The sequence below is a fragment of the Rathayibacter sp. AY1F9 genome (genome assembly GCF_002932155.1).
In the GTDB taxonomy this organism is placed as follows: Bacteria; Actinomycetota; Actinomycetes; order Actinomycetales; family Microbacteriaceae; genus Rathayibacter.
Genome location: NZ_PSVA01000002.1, coordinates 132,585 through 150,795, shown reverse-complemented (window position 1 = coordinate 150,795; position 18,211 = coordinate 132,585). Strand labels below are relative to the sequence as shown.

Here is an 18,211-nt window from a genome sequence, read left to right as displayed (position 1 = left end):
CCATGCTCCCCTGCTCCGGTGGCCGGAGGCCCCGGAACGGAGGAGGTCAGGGGAGGGGCGGCTGGACGCCGCCCCTCCCCTGTCACCGGCCTAGCGGCAGGTGAGTGCCGAGTACGGCGCGGTGGCCGTCCTGGTGCCGTTCGCGTCCTTCGAGGCGACGCTCACCTCGCCCGCGGTGACCGAGGTCGCCCGGGTGGTGAAGGCGGCGGACACGGACTTGCCGGGAGCGACCCCGGCGAAGGTCCTGCTCCCCCACTGCGAGCCGACGGTCATCTCGACCGTGGAGCCGCTCGTGTTGGTGCCGGTCGCGGTGACCGTCACCTTGCCGGCGACGCAGCGGCTCGCGGCCGAGGCCGTCAGCGACGGTCCGGGAGGAGCCGTGGCGGTGATGGTGGCGATGGCCGGCGTCGCTGCCGAGTTGGCGAGCTGTCCGCGCACCTGCACGGTGTCGCCCGCCTTCTTCAGCGAGCTGAGATCGGCGGTCGCCCACGTCACGGCGACCGTCTCACGGTGGCCGTCCTTGAACGTCGCGCCCACCGTGGCGGGCAGGTCGACGGTGGTCGATCCGGCCTGCACGGTCCGCGCCACGGCGTCGATCGAGGTCACCAGGAGCGACGGGTTCCACTTCGCGGCGAGCCCGTCGCGCTCCTTCGCGGTGATGGAGACGACGGATCCGTGGCGGGGCGACGTCGGCAGCGAGAAGCTGCTGGGGATCGTCCACTGGATGTCGCCCTCGAGCGAGTTCGTGCCGAGCGGGATGTAGCCGCGTCCGCCGTAGTTGTCGGTCCAGAGGAAGTACTTGTACCCCGCCCGGTCACCCTCGTTGGTCTTGAAGATCTCGGGACCCTCGACCTCCGGCGTTCCGGCGGTGCGGCCGATGCAGGTGTCGATGAGGCTCCACGCTCCGGAGGCGGTGGTGGCGCGGAGGTTCGTCGACTTCTGTCCGATGATGTCGGGCGAGGGGCAGCCGCTGGTCTGGGTCGCCTTCGTGAAGCGGTAGTAGGTGTCGCCGTCCTTGAGCATCGTGGCGTCGATCAGTCCGTTGCTCTTGTTGAGCGAGGGGACGTCAGCGGCCTTGAACCAGACCTCGGGGGTGGTGAAGTCGCGGAAGTCGCGCGTGGTGGACGTGAGGATCTGCGGTCCGTTGCCGTCCTCGACGTTGCGCGTGCTGTCGGTGAAGAGGGCCGAGGTCCAGTAGACGACGTAGGCGTCGATGGTGGGGTCGTAGGTGGCCTCCGGTGCCCAGGTCATGCCCGCATTGGGCAGGTTGACCTCGACGTGGCGCTGCTGGCCCCAGTTGACGAGGTCCGTGGACTCCCAGATCTCGAGGTAGCGGCTGCCGCGGTTGGTCGATCCGCCGAAGCCGGTGGTGCCGACGGAGAGGTCGGTGGCCATCAGGAAGAAGCGGTCGCCCTCCTTCGAGCGGAAGACGAACGGGTCGCGCAGGCCCTTCGTACCCAGGGTCGAGGTGAGGATCGGCTGCGCGTCGTTCAGTGTCTTCCACGTGAGCGAGTCGTTGCCGTCGGAGGTCGCGAAGCGGATCTTCTCGCCCTCGATGCTGTCGCCGGTGAAGTACGCGAACAGGTACGCGTCGAGGTCGCTCGCGGCGACGGGGGCCGCGGCCGGAACGGTGCGCGTGAGCGTCCGTACGAGGGGCGTGGTGCCGGGCACCGTGACCGTCGCGGTGAGGGTGACGGTCGTGTCGGTGGACGGACGCGTGAGCGAGCCCTTGGCGACGACGTTCGGCGCGGTGCCCTTGTCGGCGGAGGTGATGACGGCCTCGTTCGACGAGGTCCAGCTGACCACGGCGCTGGAGCTGTTCGCGCGCGCGGCGGTGGCGGCGACGTCGGCTCCGGTCGAGGGCAGGTTCAGGCTGCCGCGCACCGGTCCGGCGAGAGCGGGATCGTTGCTGATGCCGTCGGCGACGGCCCGGGCGAGCTCGGCCTCGGCGCTGTCACCGGCGGCGTACGCCGGGACGAACACGGTGGTGGCACGGCCGACGACGGTGATGCCGCCGTGGACGGCGGTCGGGGTCAGCGTGACGGTGGCGTCCGGGCTGCCCGCGGCGGGCCGGGTGACGACGCCGCTGGTGCTGACGACGCCGGGGGCGCTCGACGTCCAGGTGATCGTGGAGCCGTTGGCGCCGGTCGTGGGGAGGGCGAGGTTCGAGGTCACGTTCGAGGTGTCGCCGAGCGAGACGGCGGCGTCCTGGTTCGCGAGCACCGAGTGCACGGATGCGGCGCTCTGCTGCACCTGGCCGGCGGTGAGCGCGGAGGTCCAGACCTGCATGTCGTCGATGGCACCGGCCCAGTAGGCGTCCGCGCCGTAGAACGATTTGCCGAGGAAGCCGGAGAACGTGGACGTGCCGATCGCGGACGCGGCGGTGAAGGTCGTGCTGCCCTGGCCGACGAGAGCTCCGTCGAAGTAGGTCGAGACCGACTGGCCGCCCTTGACGACGACCGCCATGTGCACCCAGCGGTTCGCGGCGACCGGAGTGTTGCCTGCGGCCCGCACCTCGGAGCCGCTCTTGATCGCGCCGAAGCCGGCCGGTCCGCACTTCGTGGTGGAGAGGACGTGGGAGTCGACGCTGGAGCCGAGCGTGAAGGGCCAGGTGCAGTCCGGAGCACCGCTCCAGCGCAGCCAGGCGGACATCGTGACGTCCTGCGTGCCGGCGGGGATCAGGCCCGGGGCGATCCGGACGTGCGGCGCGGCCGACGTGCTCGATCCGCCCGGGAGCGAGAGAGCGCGGTCGGTGGAGGCGCCGGAGGGACCCGCGACGCTGGTCGCGCCGGAGTTGATCAGGGTGCCGGGGTGGTTGCCCGGAGCGGAGTCGGCGACGACGGCTCCATTGGCGAGCGTCGCGCCGATGCCGTCGAACGAGTACTGCAGCGCGGGAGCGGGGACGGTCTCTGCGGCGCCGGCGGCGCCGATCGGTCCGAGTACGCCGCCGAGGCAGGCGATGGCGAGCGTCAGCGCGGCGCCCGCTCGGGGGAGGCGTGAGCGCCGGGTGCGCTCCTGCCGGGGGGTTCGTGACATGGGGGGTCCTTCAGGTGAGGGGTCGGAGGGGGAGGACGGAGCCCGCGCGATCGGCCGGCGGAGTGGTGAGTCCGGCGTCCGTCTGGCGGGGAGGGAATCGCCTGAAGGCGGCCCGGGACGCGGGCCTGGCGACCCGTGATCGGGAGGCGGAGGTCGACGTGGGTGCGAGGACGAGACGTCGCGCGCTGCGGGCGCCGACCGCGGTCACCGCGTGGAAGGTGTCGGCCGGGCCGACAGTCATCGGGGCCGGGCGTGGGCCTGCGGCGGGAGGGTGCGGCGGGAGGGTGGTGCTGTCGTCATCATCGACGTTCCTCTCAGGTTCGCCTTCGAACCGGTCGGAGTGGGACGCGAGGCGCGAGGACGCGCTTGCCCACTTCAGGTGACACCGTACCGACTTTTGTTAACGGTAACAATGGCGGATTCCCGGGCGATGCCGCAGCGACGGCGGGTGTGAGCGCTCTCTCCCTGCGAGCACGGGGATCCGCGTGGACGGATCACCCTCGCCCGGCGGGGCTCGGACCGGACCCGCTCGAGACCGGCACTTGACACCGGCTCCGCGACCGGTCGATGGTTGTCCACGTCAACATGCAGGTCGTGATCAGCTTCCCATCCCACTCGGAGCGTCGGCGCTGACGCGTCCCGCGGCGGGACGACCGGATCACCATCCCGGTCGCTCCGGCGCATCCTCTGCCGTGCTCCGATCCCTTCGGACACGGCTCCTTCCTGCGACCCTCATCCGCGTCCCTTCGGGGACGCCGGATGTCTGTGAAAGGCACCCATGTCCCGGACAACGAAGTCCCACCCCTCCAAGCGCCTGATCGGCGCCCTGATCGCGGCCGTCGTCGGCATCACGACCTTCGGCATCAGCTCGCCCGCCTCTGCAGCCACCGCCCCGGTCGGCCTCGGATCGGCGCAGGAGATCCGCAACCAGCACAGCAGCATGTGTCTCGACGACTTCGACTTCGGCACTCAGCCCGGAGCCGAGGTGCGGCAGTGGAGCTGCACCGAGGGGAGCAACCAGCGCTGGCAGGTCACCGACCTCGGCACCGGCTACGCCGAGATCAAGAACACCTTCAGCAACCTCTGCCTCGACAACTTCGACTTCGGCACCACTCCGGGCTCGGAGGTGCGGCAGTGGAGCTGCAACGGCAGCACCGCCCAGCAGTGGCGGATCACCTCCGTCGGCGGAGGCTACGCCGAGATCGCCAATCGGCACAGCGACCTCTGCCTCGACAACAAGGACTTCCGCCAGATCGACGGCTCCCCCATTCAGCAGTGGACCTGCACCGGCTCCAAGGCCCAGCGCTGGGCACTGACCGATCCGACCGTGCAGAAGATCACCTGGACGCTGAACCGCGTCGCGAGCCCGACCGCGGACGAGGCCGACGCCTACGCCCGCATCACCGACGCGATGGACCGCGCCGTGGCGCGCTACAACCGCCTCAGCAACATCTCCCGCTCCCTGACCGTCTCGTACAGCCCCGGAACCCCGACGGCCGATGCGAACATCTACGGCCAGATCCGCTTCGGCAAGGAGCGCGTCTACATGGTGGAGGGCACCGCCATGCACGAGATCTCGCACACCGTGGGCTTGGGCACGTCGACCACCTTCAACACGAACTGCGAGAACAGCAGCTGGGACTCGGCCCTGGCACTGCTGCGCACCTGGGACGGACCGGACGCGACAATCCAGTGCACCCCGGGTCACATCTTGAACTACGGCCTCAACTACAACAGCGAGTTCAGCCAGCTGAACCTCGAGCGCCACGTGAAGCTGGTGCAGTCCATGCTCAGTGACGGCATGTAGCCGTCACTCGAGGCACGCCCGAACGAGCATCCTCGCCGCCCCTCGCGGGCGGCCGGCGCCGGCGGGGCGGGGAACCAGAGCCCTCCACCCCGCCGGCGCCGCATGCCCCGACGTCTCCCTCCGGAGGCGCGGGGCAGCGGAGCGCTCGGGAGTCGAGGAGGGCCCCTCGACCGGGTGGTCGCAGCCGACGTGCCGGACGCCGCACCCTGGGGAGGGGGCGTCCGGCACGTCTTCCTCGTGTCGGCGCCGTCCGGTCCGCCGGACCCCCCGGAGGCGCATGACGGGCGGCGTCTGCGGGCGCTAGCGGTTCTGCTCGACGGTGCTCGGCGCGGTCCGGTGCGTCTCCGGCGCCTCCGTGCGGACGGGCTCCGCCTCCCCGCTCGCCGCGGCCTCCCGCAGGTACTGCGCCGACATGACGCGGTAGGAGCGGGTGAGCATCGCCGCGCCGGCCGCGATGATCATGACGACTCCGCCGACCAGGAACACCAGCGCGATCCCCCGGCCGATGCCGTCGCCGAGCAGCCCGCCGAACGCCGAGCGCCCGGCCGGCGACTCCATGTACGGGATGAGCGCGAACTCGGCGATCGGGGCGATGAGGAACGACGTGATCGGAGCGGCGGCCGACTCGAACGCCGCCGCGAAGCCGAAGACGCGCCCCTGGGTCTCGAAGGGGACGACCTTCTGGATCACCGTCTGCTCGGCGGCCTCGACCGCCGGGATCAGGGTCATGTAGATCCAGATGCCGCCGGCGTAGAGCCACCACCAGTCGCGGAGGGTGAAGACCGCGCCGATCAGGCCCATCGCCATGACGAGCAGCAGCATCGTCCGGATCGGGTTCCTCCCGAGACCGAACCTCGCGACGAGCAGACCGCCGATGACGAAACCGGTCGCCGTCACTCCGAGCACCACGCCCCACAGCTCGACCGGGAACAGCTCGAGGCCGTACGGGTCCATCAGCGCCATGTAGACGCCGCCGATCAGGTTCTTGAACGTCGAGAAGACGATGAGCGCGAACAGCCCGGTCGCCGCCCGCACCGCGGTGATGCTGCCGCGGAGATCGATCAGCGGCGCCCTCTCCCCCGTCGGCGCGGGCCGGTCCTCCGGGATGCGCAGGAAGAGGAGGTGCAGGAGCGCGGCGGCGGAGAGGCCGATCGCGATCACCAGCGTCCACCCCATGCCGAGCAGGCCGATGGCGAGCCCGCTGAAGACGCTCGTCACCACGAAGGCGAGGCCCTGGACCGTGCCGACGAGGCCGTTCGCGCGGGCGTGCCCCTCCACCGGGACCAGCAGGGTCACCGTCGTGGACAGGGCGATGTTGCGCATGTTCTCGAGGACGGCGCCGAAGAGGATCGTGCCCGAGAACACCCAGAACCAGGGGGCGCGGAAGTCCAGGAGCGCCGCCTCGGGCAGCGCGAGGAAGAGACCGCCCGCGACGCCGAACGACACGAGCGTGACCGCGCCGGCGAAGACCATGACGCGGAACTTGCGGTGCCGGTCCACGATCGTGCCGAAGGCCATCGCGAGGACCGCGACGAGCAGCATGTAGGCGCCGCCGATGATCCCTGTCGCCAGGACGGAGCGCGTCTCGAGGTACACCCAGAACGTGAGCGCGAACCAGAGGAAGCTCGTCGTCACGTTCGCGACGGCGGTGTTGAGGAGGATCTGGTGGAAGTCGCGGAGCCTCGTCGAGGCGTCGACGGCGGCTCCGGGCACGGGGGCGGTCGAGGACACGGCTTCCCTCCGCTCGCGACGGCGCCGTCGGTCCCGCGGCGGGAGTCGAGGGTCGTCGCAGCCACTGTAGGACCGCGCCGTCGGCGAGTCGAGAGGGGCCGGGCGTCCGGCGGGGATGCGCTGCCGCCTCCCGCGCGGACGCGGGCGCCGGCCTCCGGGCTGCATCGTCCGCTCCTCCTCGACGGATGCTCCGCGGCTTCACCGTGGACCGGCGCGGCGCCGGCGGGTCAGCGGTGACGATCAGGACGGCGAGCGCCGCGCACAGCACGACGCCGGCCCCGCGGGAGGGAGCCGGCGTCGTGCCCTCGCGGTTCCTGCTACTCGAGCAGCTTGCCCGCGGTGGCGACCTCGCCGCTGATCAGCGCCTGGATCTCCTCCGGCACCGCGGGGATCTCCTCGCGGGTGATCCCCGTGGAGGGCGACCAGACGAGGTTCACCTGGAGGGCCGGGTCGATGTCCGGGTAGTCGCTGCGGTTGTGGCAGCCGCGGCTCTCCCGGCGCTCGAGCGCTGCCTCGAGGGTGGCCCGCGCGGCCATCGCGGCCGACTTGAGGTCGAAGGCGTGGGCGAGGTCCTGGAAGCCGGCGATGTCCGGGTGCACGCCGATGTCGGCGATGCGCGCCTCGATCGCGTCCAGCTCGGCGAGCCCGGCGAGCAGGCCCTCCTCGTCGCGGACGACTCCGGCGTGCTCGGTCATCGTGTTGCGGATCGCGCGCTGCAGGGCGCGGACGTTCTCGGTGCCGTCGGCCGCGAGCAGGCCGGCGATCTCGTCGCGGGCGACCTGGACGGACGCGGCCGAGCGGGTCTGGGCGGTCAGTGAGGCGGAGTACTCCGCCGCCGCCTGCCCGACGATCCGGCCGAAGACCAGCAGCTCGATCAGCGAGTTGCCGCCGAGGCGGTTGGCGCCGTGCAGTCCACTGGAGGCCTCTCCGATCGCGTAGAGCCCGGGGACGTCGGTGCTGTGGTCGTCCGAGCGCACCCAGACCCCGCCCATCGAGTAGTGCGCCGTGGGCGCGATCTCGATCGGGTCCTTCGTGATGTCGAGCATCTGCAGCTCGAGCATCGTCTGGTACACCCGCGGCAGCCGGGTCATGATCGTCTCGCGCGGCAGGTGCGAGACGTCGAGCCAGACCCCGCCGTTCGGCGTGCCGCGACCCTCCTTGATCTCGGTGTAGCAGGCGAGAGCGACGCGGTCACGGGTCGAGAGCTCGAGGCGCTCGGCGTCGTACTTGCCCATGAAGCGCTCGCCGAGGCCGTTGCGGAGGATGCCGCCCTCGCCGCGGGCCGCCTCGGAGATCAGCGTGCCCGCCGCGTTCTCGGGCTCGATGATGCCCGACGGGTGGAACTGGACGAGCTCGGGGTCGCGCAGGCGGCCGCCGGCCTCGACGGCCAGGCGGAACGAGTCGCCCGTGTTCTCGTCGCGGCGGGAGGAGGTGCGGCGCCAGATGCGGTTGTGGCCGCCCGCGGCGAGGATCACCGCATCCGCGTGGATCAGGTAGCGGGTGCCGTCGACGAGGTCGAAGCCGTAGGCGCCGAACACTGTTCCGTCCTCGTTGACGAGGATGCGCGTGACGTACACGGTGTCCAGGATCGGGATCTCGAGCTGGGCGGCCCGGTTGACGAGCGTGCGCTGGATCTCGAGGCCGGTGTAGTCGCCCGCGAAGGCGGTCCGGCGGTAGGTGTGCGCGCCGAAGAAGCGCTGCGAGATGCGGCCGTCGTCCTCGCGGGCGAACGGCATGCCGTAGCGCTCGAGGTCCTGGATGCCGCGGGCGGCGTTGGAGGTGACGATCTCGACCGTGTGCGGGTTGGCGAGCTGGTAGGACTCGGTGATGGTGTCGGCCGCGTGCTGCTGCCAGCTGTCGTCGGGGTCCATCGTGGCGAGGGCGGCGTTGATGCCGCCGGCGGCGAGGGAGGTGTGCGCGTCCGACTTCGAGCGCTTGCCGAGCGCGAGGACGTCCACGCCCGCCTCGGCGAGCTCGATCGCGGCGCGCAGGCCCGATCCGCCGGTGCCGATGACGAGGACGGAGGTGGAGATCCGGCGCTCCGGTGCGGTGGTCTCTGAAGTGGTCATGCCTCCACGCTAGGCACGGCGCATCGATTACTCCAATGCATAATGCTGGGCACAGCCATGCGCATAGGGTATGCATGTGGATCTCGAGCAGCTCACCGGATTCGTCGAGGTCGCCCGCCTCGGCAGCTTCACCCGCGCCGCCGAGGAGCTGCATCTCGCGCAGCCCTCGCTGAGCCGCCGGATCGCCGCGCTGGAGCAGGACCTCGGCTCCGAGCTCTTCCACCGGGCGCGCTCCGGCAGCACCCTCACACCGGCCGGGGAGCTGCTGCTGCCGCTCGCCCGGCGCATGCTCGCCGACGCCGGATCGGTGCGCCGCGAGCTGGCCGAGCTGGCCGGACTCGAGCGCGGCCGGGTGCGGTTCGGCGCGACGCCGACGCTCTGCATCAGCCTCGTCGCGGAGGTGCTGCACGCGTTCCACTCCGCGCATCCCGCCGTGGAGCTGCACCTCGCCGAGGACGGGTCGCGGAGCCTCTTCGACCGGCTGGCCCGGGGCGAGCTCGACCTGGCGCTGGTGACGACCTCGACCGCGGCCGCTCCCGGCGCCTTCACGGTGACCCCGCTGCTCGTCGAGGAGCTCGTCGTGGTCTCCTCCGCCGCAGAGCCTCCCCTCGCCGCGACCGGCGCGCTCGACCTGGCCGCGGTCGCCCGCCTCCCGCAGATCGTCTTCAACTCCAGCTACGACCTGCGCCGCACGACCGACGCCGCGTTCGCCGCCGCGGGCCTGGAGCCGGACGTGGTGCTGGAGGGCGCCGAGATGGACGCGGTTCTGCGCTTCGCCGAGCGGGGCCTGGGCGTCGCGGTCGTCCCGGCGATGGTGCTGCAGGGGCGCCCGGGGCTGCGCTCGATCCGCATCGAGGAGCCGACGCTCGAGAAGCCCACGCTGACCCGGACGATCAGCCTCGCGCGCCCGGCGGACCTCGCGCCGACCGCCGCGGCGCGGGTCATGCAGCGCACCATCGCGGCGACCGCCCGCGCCTTCGCCGCCCAGGCCGGCGGAACGATGCGCCTGGCCGACAGCCGCTGACCCAGCGGGGTCTCATCACCCCGCTGCGCGGCCGGCACATGCTGATCGAGCAGCCCCGGAGGGGCGTATCGAGATCCCCCCACACGCGCAGGAGCGCCCCCGGCCCCGCAGGGCCGGGGGCGCTCCCCGGTGGTTCAGCCGTGCGCTACGAGCACGGGCGCGCCGCGTACGGAGCGCTCACCTCCGTCTCGACGGGGGCGCCGTTCATCGTGGCCGTGGCCTCGACGGTCACCGCACCGGCGGGCAGGTTCGCCTGACGGGTGGTGAAGGCGTGCGACACGGTCTTGCCGGGCGCCACCGAGGTGAACGACTTCGTGCCGGACGTCGACGTGAAGGTCACGCCGACGGGGACGTCGGAGCCGTTGCTCGCCTGGACGGTGACGATCGCCTTGCCCGCGATGCAGCGGGTCGCAGCGCTCGCCGTGATGTCGAGCGCCGGAGCAGCCTCGCCCTCGGTGAAGGCGAAGGTGTCGAGCTCGAACAGGTCGCCGGAGGGTCCGGAGTAGCTGAAGTACACGTCGTGCACTCCCGTCGCTCCGGTCAGCGCTGCGCTGACGTCGGTCCACTCGCCGGTCGTCCCGTTCACCGCGACGGTGCCCGCGACGGGCCCGGTCTCGGAGTCGAGGCGGACGGTGACGGTGCCGCCGGCCTGCAGCGCCTTGGCCTTCGCGGTGAACGTCGCGGCTCCGGTGTCCCCGAAGTCGACGGCCGACAGCGCGGTCCAGTCGCCGTTGTCGAGGTCCTTCAGCACGAGGTTCTGGGTCGCGCCCGCGGCGGGGGTGCCGAGCGGCGCCGTCGCGATGCCCTTGCTCCAGCCGATGGTCTCGGCCGGGAAGGTGCGGTACGGATCGAAGTCCTTCACCTGGTCGACGCCCTTGTAGTCGCCGACCACCTGCTGCACCGTGCCGTCGGCGTTGAACTGCAGCTCCTGGATGTGCGGGCTGCGGTACCCCTGGGTGGTGTCGCCGTTGATCCGCTTGTTGAGCGTCGGCGCGTGGTAGGTGAAGTAGTACTTGCCGCCCAGCTCGAAGACCGACTGGTGGTTGTTGCCGCCGGTGCCGGCTCCGAAGAAGCGGCTCTGGTTCGGGAACATCACGCCGGCGTAGTTCTCCTTGGGCCAGGACATCGGGTCGTCCGAGATCATGTAGCCGATCTCGCCGCCGCCCGGGTAGCCGGGCTCGCGGGTCTGGTTGCCGCCGAAGTCGTTGCCGCCGAAGTGGGACGAGTACGAGAGGTAGTACTTGTCCTGGCGCTTGAACACCTGGGCCGCCTCGAACGCGACGGGCGCGTCCACGACGGCGGAAGTGCCCTGGGTCGAGATCATGTCGTCGCCGAGCTCGATCACGCGGATGTTCTTCGGGTTGTTGAAGCGCTCGGCCGCGGGGAGCGCGGTCGAGGCGGGTCCGCCTCCGAAGAACAGGTAGCCCTGGCCGTCGTCGTCGACGAGCGGTGCCGGGTCGAACTTCCACGCGACCGCCTCGGCGCCCGGGGTGGACGCGTTGATGAGCGTGGAGGTGCGCTGGCTGGTCCACGGACCCACCGGCGAGTCGCCGGTGATCACGTTGCTGGAGCCGCCGCCGTTGGCGTAGTAGAGGAAGTACTTGTCGACGCCGTTCACGGTCTTCTTCGCCATGCCGGGAGCCCACGAGTTGCCGGTGTAGGGCGCGACTCCGGTGGAGCCGGCGACCTGGATCTCGCCGTGGTCGGTCCAGTTGACGAGGTCGTCCGAGGAGATCACGGTGATCTGGTTGATCTTGCCGTAGTCGATGCCCGCCGAGACGCCCGTGGCGGGGTTCGGAGCGTAGCCCTGGGTGTCGTTCGTCATGTACATGTACACGCGGCCGTTCTCGACGAAGCCGAAGCCGTCGGCGCCGAACTTCCAGCCCATGAGCGGGTTGTGGTCGCCCGGGATCTTGCCCACGACCTCGATGGTGCGCGAGGCGGGCGCGGGCGGCGCCGCTCCGACCAGCGAGACGTCGTCGAGCTTGTAGTCCATGAGGTGCGTCTCGGGCGCGGCCGAGGGAGTCGCGGTCCACGGCGTCTCGAAGAAGAGGCGCGCGGTCGCGACGCTCTGCCCGGCGGGGATGGTGAACGATCCGTTGATCGTCGCCCACTGCCCCTTCGTGGCGGTGACGCTCGCGAGGTTCGTGTAGGTGCCTCCGCCGTAGTGCATGGTGGCGAAGAACTGCTTGGTCGCGGGGCTCGCGGCGTTCTCGTACTTGATCTGCGCCTTGACCTGGTAGGTCTGGCCGGCGACGACCTTGCCGCTGAGGTCCTGCATGGCGCCCGCGCCGGTGGTCGTGCGGCCGGTGACGAGCGCTGCGGCGGTGCCGGTGCGCGCATCCGTGGTCGTCGCGATGGTGCCGGCGTCGGCGGCGTTGCCGTTGTTGACGAACCAGCTGCTGATGCCGCTCTCGAAGCCGCCGTTGACGATGAGCTCCGCCTCAGCGGCGGACGAGGTCTGGGCGGCGAAGGGGGCCACCAGGAGCGCGGTCAGCGCGGCCGTGGCCAGCAGCCTCAGCCGCAACCGCCCCTTCGGAGCGGCTTCTCGTTGTGGTGATCTCACGGATCCTCCTTGATCGTGTCGTGCAGGAGATCGTCGGCGACGGGTGCCGCTGACGCGTTCGGGGGCGGGGGCGGCCGCGCGGGCCGCCCCCGGAGTGCTCAGCCGCAGGACGCGGCCGGGTGGGGCGCTCTCACCGTGGTCGTCACCGGCTCGCCGTCGAGGGTGGCGGTCGCGGTCACGACCACCTCGGCGGCGGGGACCGAGGCCGCCCGCGTGGTGAAGGCGTGGCTCGTCGTGGCGCCGGGTGCGAGCGCGGCGACCGTCTTCGTGCCGGAGGCGCTCTCCATCCGGAGGGCGACGGGCACGTCGTCGGCGTTGGTCGCCCGCACGGTCGCGACGACCTTCCCCGCGATGCAGCGGGTCGCGGCGGCGGCGGTCACATCGAGCGACGCCTCCTTCAGCGTCCCGAGGCGGGCCAGCTGGTAGCTGAGCGCGCGCTCCGGGGCGTCGATCTGGTTCTGCGTTCCCGCGGTGCCGACCGCCTGCGCCTTCGCGAGGACCGACTGGAGGTCGGACCAGGCGTCGGCCGGGTAGTCGTCGGAGCGGAGCGTCGCCGCGTGAGCGACGGCCGCGTCGAGCTGCGAGCGGTCGAGCGCCTTCCCCTCCGAGGAGAGGGTGTCGCTCAGGAGGAACTCGTCGACGTCGACGTGGCCGCCGGCGGTCTTCGTCGCGTAGCTGAACAGCCCGAGGCGGTGGCCCATGAAGTGCGTGAGCTGACCGTCGAGGGTCTGCGGGCCGACGCGGCTGCCGAGCTTCGTCCAGCTCGTCCCGTCGAGGCTGTACGAGAAGGTCGTCCAGAGCTGTCCGGCCGGGGCCGAGAGCTCGAGGTCGGCCTTCAGGCGCACCTGCGAGGCGTCGCCGAGGGCGGCGGTGGTGCCGGGGAGGAAGGACTCCACGGCCGCCTGGTCGAACGTGGTCGCGAACGGCTGGCTGCGGTTCACGACGCCGACGGTGGTGACGCCGTCCACGCGCTTGACCGCGACGTAGGAGAAGCCGCGGTTGTAGGCCGCGAGGCCGGCGACGTCGCCGTCCTTCATCCCGGAGACGTCGAACGCCGCCTCCGCCGACTGCTTCGGAGCCACGATGCGCTGGGAGAGCGTGTTGCGCGCCTCCTCCAGGTACGTCATCTCGGGCGAGCCCGAGAGACGCGTGTGCGCGGCCGTTCCGCTGAGCACCTTCCCGTTGGTGAGGCGGAGCCAGCCCTCGCGCTCGGTCAGCGACCAGTAGCGGTTGTCGGGGGCGTGGTTCCACTGCCAGGGGAGGGCGAGGGTCGAGCCGTTCGGCTCGATCTCGGCGGCCGTCGGGCGCTCGAGGGTGGGAGCGGCGCCGACGAGCGAGACGTCGTCGAGCAGGTACTCGGTGCTCGAGGACGCCGGCTGCGGATTGCCCCACGGCGTCTCGACGGCGAACTTCACGCTGCCGACGTTCGCGGTCTCGGGCACCGTGTAGGTCCCCGTGATCGACGTCCACTGCCCCTGCGTGACGGCGGCGGAGGCCATCGTCACGGGTCCCGCGCCGAAGTCGGCGCAGAGGTTGAAGCGGACCGACGCGGGGCCGGTCGTGTACTTCACCTTCGCGGACACGGTGTAGGTCACGCCGCGCTGCAGCTTGTTCGCGAGCACCTGGCTCGGGCCGGAGCCGTTGAGCGTGCGGGTGCCCACGCGGAGCGCGGCGGTGCCGGACGCCGGGTCGGTCGTGTCGGCCGACAGCGTCGCGCCGAACTGGCCTGCCCACGGCGCCGTCCCCGACTCCGCTCCCGGGTTCTGGAGCAGCTGCACGCCGAGCAGCGACGCGTCGTAGGCGGGCGCGGGCGGGATCGTCCACGACTCGTCCTGGTAGGCCTTCGCCGGGGCGTCGTTGTCGAAGTCGTCCGAGACGACGATGCTCTTCTGCCGCTCGAACAGCTCCTCCTCGGGGCTGAGGCGGATCGGCTTCGGGAAGCTCCCGCCCACCGGCACCGAGCCGTTCGTCCCGAACGTCGGCCAGCCGTCCTTCCACGTCGCCGGGATGAGCCCGGGGATGCGGCCGGTCGGGAAGCTGTCGCGGAAGAACATGCCGTGCCAGGCGGTCGAGCCGTCCTCCTTCGCGATCGGCACGAGGCTCCCCTGGGCGAATCCGCTGGAGTTCAGCACGCCCCTGCCCTCGTAGGGGTTGCTGCCGTCGGCGGTCGCGTAGCGGCCCAGCAGCTCGGACGAGCGGAACAGCGCCACCTGGCGGCCCTGGCCCGAGGGCCACGTGATGATGACGATGTAGTACTGCCCGTCGATGTACTGCACCTGCGCGCCCTCGAACAGGCCGCCGAGGTAGCCGGCTCCCGGGTAGTCCGAGGTGCGGAGGATGTTCGGGTACTCGGCGACGACGGTCGTCAGGTCCTCGCTCAGCTTCACGGCGCTGGTGGATCCGGAGCCGTAGAAGATGTACGGCGTGCCGCCGTCCGCGTCGTCGAAGAAGAGCGACGGGTCGTGGAAGGCGCGGCCGAGGGCCGTGCGGGTCCAGGCTCCGTCCTCGATGTCGTCGGTCGAGTAGAGGTAGGAGCCGCCGAGGTTGTTGGTGTTGAAGACCGCGTAGTAGCGGCCGTCGTGGTACCGGAGCGACGAGGCCCACTGGCCGTTGCCGTAGGAGTTCTGCCCGTTCCGGAGCGAGAAGCGGTCGCCGATCTCGAGCCGGTCGAAGACGTAGTTGACGATCTCCCAGTTGACGAGGTCGTAGGACTTCATGATCGGGGCGCCCGGACTGAGGTGCATCGTGGTGCTGATCATGTAGTAGATGTCGCGGCCCTCGTCGTTCTCGGACGCGGGCACGCGCTCGACGCTGACGTCGGGCACGTCGGCGTTCAGCAGCGGCACGGAGTAGGTGCCGTCGCCGCGGTCCGTCGACGTGTAGGAGGCCTTCGGCGACCAGGCGCCGGCCGCGGTCGCCGGAGCCGCGCCGGAGGCGAGCAGGCCCGCCGCGAGGAGGGCGCCGATCGCCGTGGAGGCGACTGCGCGCATCGGGGTCATTCGAACAGCGACAGCGTCAGGACGGAGGAGTAGTCGCCGGGGGCGACGTCGGCCTCGGTCTTCAGGGTGAGGCCCGCGGACACGGTCCAGGACCCGTCCGTCGCGGTCTCCTGCGAGTCGAGCGACAGCGCGAGCAGCTCCTGGTCGAACAGGCCCACGGCGTCGGCACCCTCGTCGAGGATCGTGTCGACCGGGTCGCCCTCGGACACGAGGCCCGACTCGCCGCCGTCCACGAGGACCGGCGTCCAGCCGAGGTGGTCGGAGGAGATGTCCTCCTGGTCCGCGTCGCCGGTGAAGGCGCTCGCCGAGCCGAGGACGTACCAGCCGGCTCCGGCCGGGATCTCGTCGACGGTCCGGGTGTCCGTCACGGTCACGTCGGGCAGCTGCCCCGTGAAGGCGCGCACGGTCGGGGTGGAGCCCTCCTCGGCGAGCGTGGCGGAGGTGCCGTCGATCGACATCGAGAGGGCGCCGGGCTGCTCCAGCTCCTCGATGCTGACGTTCACGTCGACGTCGTCGGAGCCGTACTCGGTGTCGGCGGCCGCGGCCGCGGCGGCGACGCCGGACAGGAGCAGGCAGCCGGCGAGAGCTGCGCCCGAGCGGACGAGCCAGAGGGGTCGGGGGGTTCGTCGCGTGGACATGGTGTTCCTCACTCGATCGGCATCGTCGCCGATCAGGTCGAGCGCCGGACGGCGCGGAGTGGTGGCGCGGCCCGAGGCCGCGAGAGGACGGAGCGCGGCGCAGCCCGAGGGGCGTTCGGCCGCGCCTGGAGCGCAGGACGCGCGGAGAGCGGCGGACGGCTCGTGCGCGGCGGCTTCCACAGCGTGGCCACGCGAGCTCCAGCTCTCGACCCCCTCAGCACTGAGGGGAGAAAGGCTGCCCGACACTCGTCTCTCTCGACTGCTGAGCTTTCCCTCAGCTAGTCTTGCGGGCAATGTTACCGGGAACATTCCCGATTGCAAGGACGTGTTCTCAACCGTCCGGAGCAGCGCAGCGAGGCGATCACCGCGTTCCGCCGCGGCCGGGCGGGGACGGCGGGAGGGGACGAGGATGTCCGCAGGGGCGGCGACGGCGGAGGCCGAGCAGGAGGTCGTGACGACGGAGTGCGCGGAGCGCTCGGGCGTCATCGGCGTGCTCCTGGGCGACTTCGAGCCGTTCGGCACGGAGGTGCTGCAGGGAGTGGCGACGGCGCTCCGGGGGACCCGGTTCGACCTCCTCGCCGGCAGCGGCGCGAGCCGCCGGGGCCGGGCGGGCTGGGAGCAGGAGTCCCTGCGGCGCCTCACCGAGGCGCACGTAGCGGGAGCGATCCTGGTGACTCCCTCCGGCGTGATCCCCTCGTCGGACCTGCCGCTCGTCGTCGTGGATCCGCTGACCGCGCAGACCGAGCTGCATTCGGTGGCGACCGACGACTTCGGCGGAGCGCAGCTGGCGACGAGCCACCTGATCGGGCTCGGCCATCGCCGCATCGGCTTCGTCGCGGGCCGCCCCGACCTGGAGTCGTCGCACCGGCGCGGCGCCGGCTACCAGCGGGCGCTCGCGGACGCCGGCCTCCCCTACGACCCCGCGCTCGTACGGGTCGGCTACTACCGGCACGACCCCTCCCTCGCCGCCGCCCACGAGCTGCTGCTGCTGCCCGACCGCCCGACGGCGGTCCTCGCCGCGAACGACGCCTCCGCCATCGCCGTGATCGAGGCGGCCCGGGCGCTGGGCCTCTCGGTGCCGGGGCAGCTGTCGGTCGTGGGCTACGACGACGTGCCCGACGCCTCCCGGGTGGTCCCCGCGCTCACGACGGTGAGGCAGCCGCTGCACCGCGTGGGGCGCGCGGCCGCCCGGGCGCTCCTGACGCTGATCGACGGCGGGAGCGTGGCCGAGCAGCACGTGCGGCTGCGCAACAAGCTCGTGCTCCGCGGGTCGACGGCGCCTCCCGCCGAGGGCCCGCCGTCCGGCTGACTCCTCCCCCTCCCCCAGCCGGCGGGAATACGCTCGGCGCATGAACCAGCAGCGCACTCCGGTCACGGTCACGGTCACGGGAGCGGGAGGCGCCATCGGCTACGCGCTCCTTTTCCGCATCGCCTCGGGTCAGCTCCTCGGACCGGACGTCCCCGTCCGCCTGAACCTGCTCGAGATCCCCTCCGGCCTCCGCGCGGCCGCGGGCACGGCGCTCGAGCTGCAGGACGGCGCCTTCCCCCTCCTCCGCGGGATCGAGGCGACGGACGACCCGGCCGCCGCGTTCGACGGCGCGAGCGTCGCCCTCCTCGTGGGCGCCCGGCCGCGCAGCGCGGGCATGGAGCGCGCCGACCTGCTCGCCGCGAACGCGGGCATCTTCGGGCCTCAGGGCGCCGCGCTGAACGCGCACGCCGCCTCCGACATCCGCGTGCTGGTCGTCGGCAACCCGGCCAACACCAACGCCTGGATCGCGCGGCGCAGCGCCCCGGACATCCCCGCCGGCCGCTTCACCGCGATGACGCGCCTCGACCACAACCGGGCGGTCGCGCAGCTCGCCGCGAAGCTCGACGCCCCCGTCGACGCGATCGAGGGCGCCGCGATCTGGGGCAACCACTCCGCCTCGCAGTACCCCGACGCGACGCACGCCACCGTCGGCGGACGGCCGGTGCCCGAGCTGGTCGACGCCGAGTGGCTGCACACGGAGTTCGAGCCGCGGGTCGCCAAGCGCGGCGCCGAGATCATCGAGGTCCGCGGAGCCTCCTCGGCCGCGTCCGCCGCCTCCGCCGCGATCGACCACGTGCGCGACTGGGTCGACGGCACGTCGTGGACCTCGGCCGCTGTCGAGTCGGACGGCTCCTACGGGGTGGAGGAGGGGCTGATCTCCTCGTTCCCGGTCCGCTCCGTCGACGGCGAGTGGCGGATCGTCGAGGGGCTCGAGATCGACGCGCACTCCCGCGCGCGGATCGACGAGTCCGTGCTCGAGCTGCGCGCCGAGCGCGACCAGGCGCTGGCGTTCCTCGCGTCCTGACGCGCCCC

10 protein-coding genes are annotated in these 18,211 nt (G+C 71.8%); 4 read left to right on the top strand and 6 right to left on the bottom strand.

Going from position 1 to position 18,211, the window contains the following annotated elements:
• Positions 1-90: 90 nt before the first annotated feature.
• On the bottom strand, positions 91-3,036 hold the full coding sequence (locus tag C5C37_RS02375; RefSeq protein WP_104338395.1) for an immunoglobulin-like domain-containing protein: 2,946 nt from the start codon (positions 3,034-3,036) through the stop codon (positions 91-93).
• 778 nt (positions 3,037-3,814) lie between these two features.
• Here C5C37_RS02375 and C5C37_RS02370 point away from each other — a divergent pair.
• Complete coding sequence (locus tag C5C37_RS02370; RefSeq protein ID WP_104226029.1) at positions 3,815-4,843, top strand: RICIN domain-containing protein; 1,029 nt, start codon at positions 3,815-3,817, stop codon at positions 4,841-4,843.
• 300 nt (positions 4,844-5,143) lie between these two features.
• Here C5C37_RS02370 and C5C37_RS02365 read toward each other — a convergent pair whose 3' ends face one another.
• A complete protein-coding gene (locus tag C5C37_RS02365; RefSeq protein ID WP_374954035.1) occupies positions 5,144-6,574 on the bottom strand; it encodes an MFS transporter in 1,431 nt (476 codons plus the stop codon).
• 317 nt (positions 6,575-6,891) lie between these two features.
• The gene (locus tag C5C37_RS02360; RefSeq protein ID WP_104247858.1) at positions 6,892-8,643 is read right to left on the bottom strand and encodes an L-aspartate oxidase; all 1,752 of its coding nucleotides are present in this window, start codon (positions 8,641-8,643) and stop codon (positions 6,892-6,894) included.
• A gap of 70 nt (positions 8,644-8,713) precedes the next feature.
• Here C5C37_RS02360 and C5C37_RS02355 point away from each other — a divergent pair, with 70 nt between their 5' ends.
• A complete protein-coding gene (locus C5C37_RS02355; protein WP_104224383.1) occupies positions 8,714-9,667 on the top strand; it encodes a LysR family transcriptional regulator in 954 nt (317 codons plus the stop codon).
• Between the two features lie 145 nt (positions 9,668-9,812).
• Here the strand turns inward: C5C37_RS02355 and C5C37_RS02350 are convergent, their stop codons facing one another.
• From C5C37_RS02350 to C5C37_RS02340, 3 genes are all read right to left on the bottom strand, one after another.
• Entirely contained in the window at positions 9,813-12,233 is a 2,421-nt protein-coding gene (locus C5C37_RS02350; protein WP_219812141.1) for a family 43 glycosylhydrolase, read from the bottom strand.
• 98 nt (positions 12,234-12,331) lie between these two features.
• Positions 12,332-15,223: a family 43 glycosylhydrolase gene (locus C5C37_RS02345; protein WP_258074010.1), complete on the bottom strand. Its 2,892-nt coding sequence runs from the start codon at positions 15,221-15,223 to the stop codon at positions 12,332-12,334.
• 5 nt (positions 15,224-15,228) lie between these two features.
• The gene (locus C5C37_RS02340) at positions 15,229-15,870 is read right to left on the bottom strand and encodes a hypothetical protein (protein ID WP_104233676.1); all 642 of its coding nucleotides are present in this window, start codon (positions 15,868-15,870) and stop codon (positions 15,229-15,231) included.
• Positions 15,871-16,279: 409 nt separating this feature from the next.
• Here C5C37_RS02340 and C5C37_RS02335 point away from each other — a divergent pair, with 409 nt between their 5' ends.
• Complete coding sequence (locus tag C5C37_RS02335; RefSeq protein WP_104226034.1) at positions 16,280-17,179, top strand: LacI family DNA-binding transcriptional regulator; 900 nt, start codon at positions 16,280-16,282, stop codon at positions 17,177-17,179.
• A gap of 40 nt (positions 17,180-17,219) precedes the next feature.
• Entirely contained in the window at positions 17,220-18,203 is a 984-nt protein-coding gene (locus C5C37_RS02330; protein WP_104338392.1) for a malate dehydrogenase, read from the top strand.
• The last annotated feature ends 8 nt before the right edge of the window (positions 18,204-18,211 follow it).

Bases quoted from the DNA above. Each gene is read 5' to 3' on its own strand.
- C5C37_RS02330 (WP_104338392.1), top strand. From the start codon at position 17,220: ATGAACCAGCAGCGCACTCCGGTCACGGTCACGGTCACGGGAGCGGGA.
- C5C37_RS02360 (WP_104247858.1), bottom strand. From the start codon at position 8,643: ATGACCACTTCAGAGACCACCGCACCGGAGCGCCGGATCTCCACCTCC.
- C5C37_RS02345 (WP_258074010.1), bottom strand. From the start codon at position 15,223: ATGCGCGCAGTCGCCTCCACGGCGATCGGCGCCCTCCTCGCGGCGGGC.
- C5C37_RS02375 (WP_104338395.1), bottom strand. From the start codon at position 3,036: ATGTCACGAACCCCCCGGCAGGAGCGCACCCGGCGCTCACGCCTCCCC.
- C5C37_RS02335 (WP_104226034.1), top strand. From the start codon at position 16,280: ATGTCCGCAGGGGCGGCGACGGCGGAGGCCGAGCAGGAGGTCGTGACG.
- C5C37_RS02355 (WP_104224383.1), top strand. From the start codon at position 8,714: ATGCATGTGGATCTCGAGCAGCTCACCGGATTCGTCGAGGTCGCCCGC.
- C5C37_RS02370 (WP_104226029.1), top strand. From the start codon at position 3,815: ATGTCCCGGACAACGAAGTCCCACCCCTCCAAGCGCCTGATCGGCGCC.
- C5C37_RS02340 (WP_104233676.1), bottom strand. From the start codon at position 15,870: ATGTCCACGCGACGAACCCCCCGACCCCTCTGGCTCGTCCGCTCGGGC.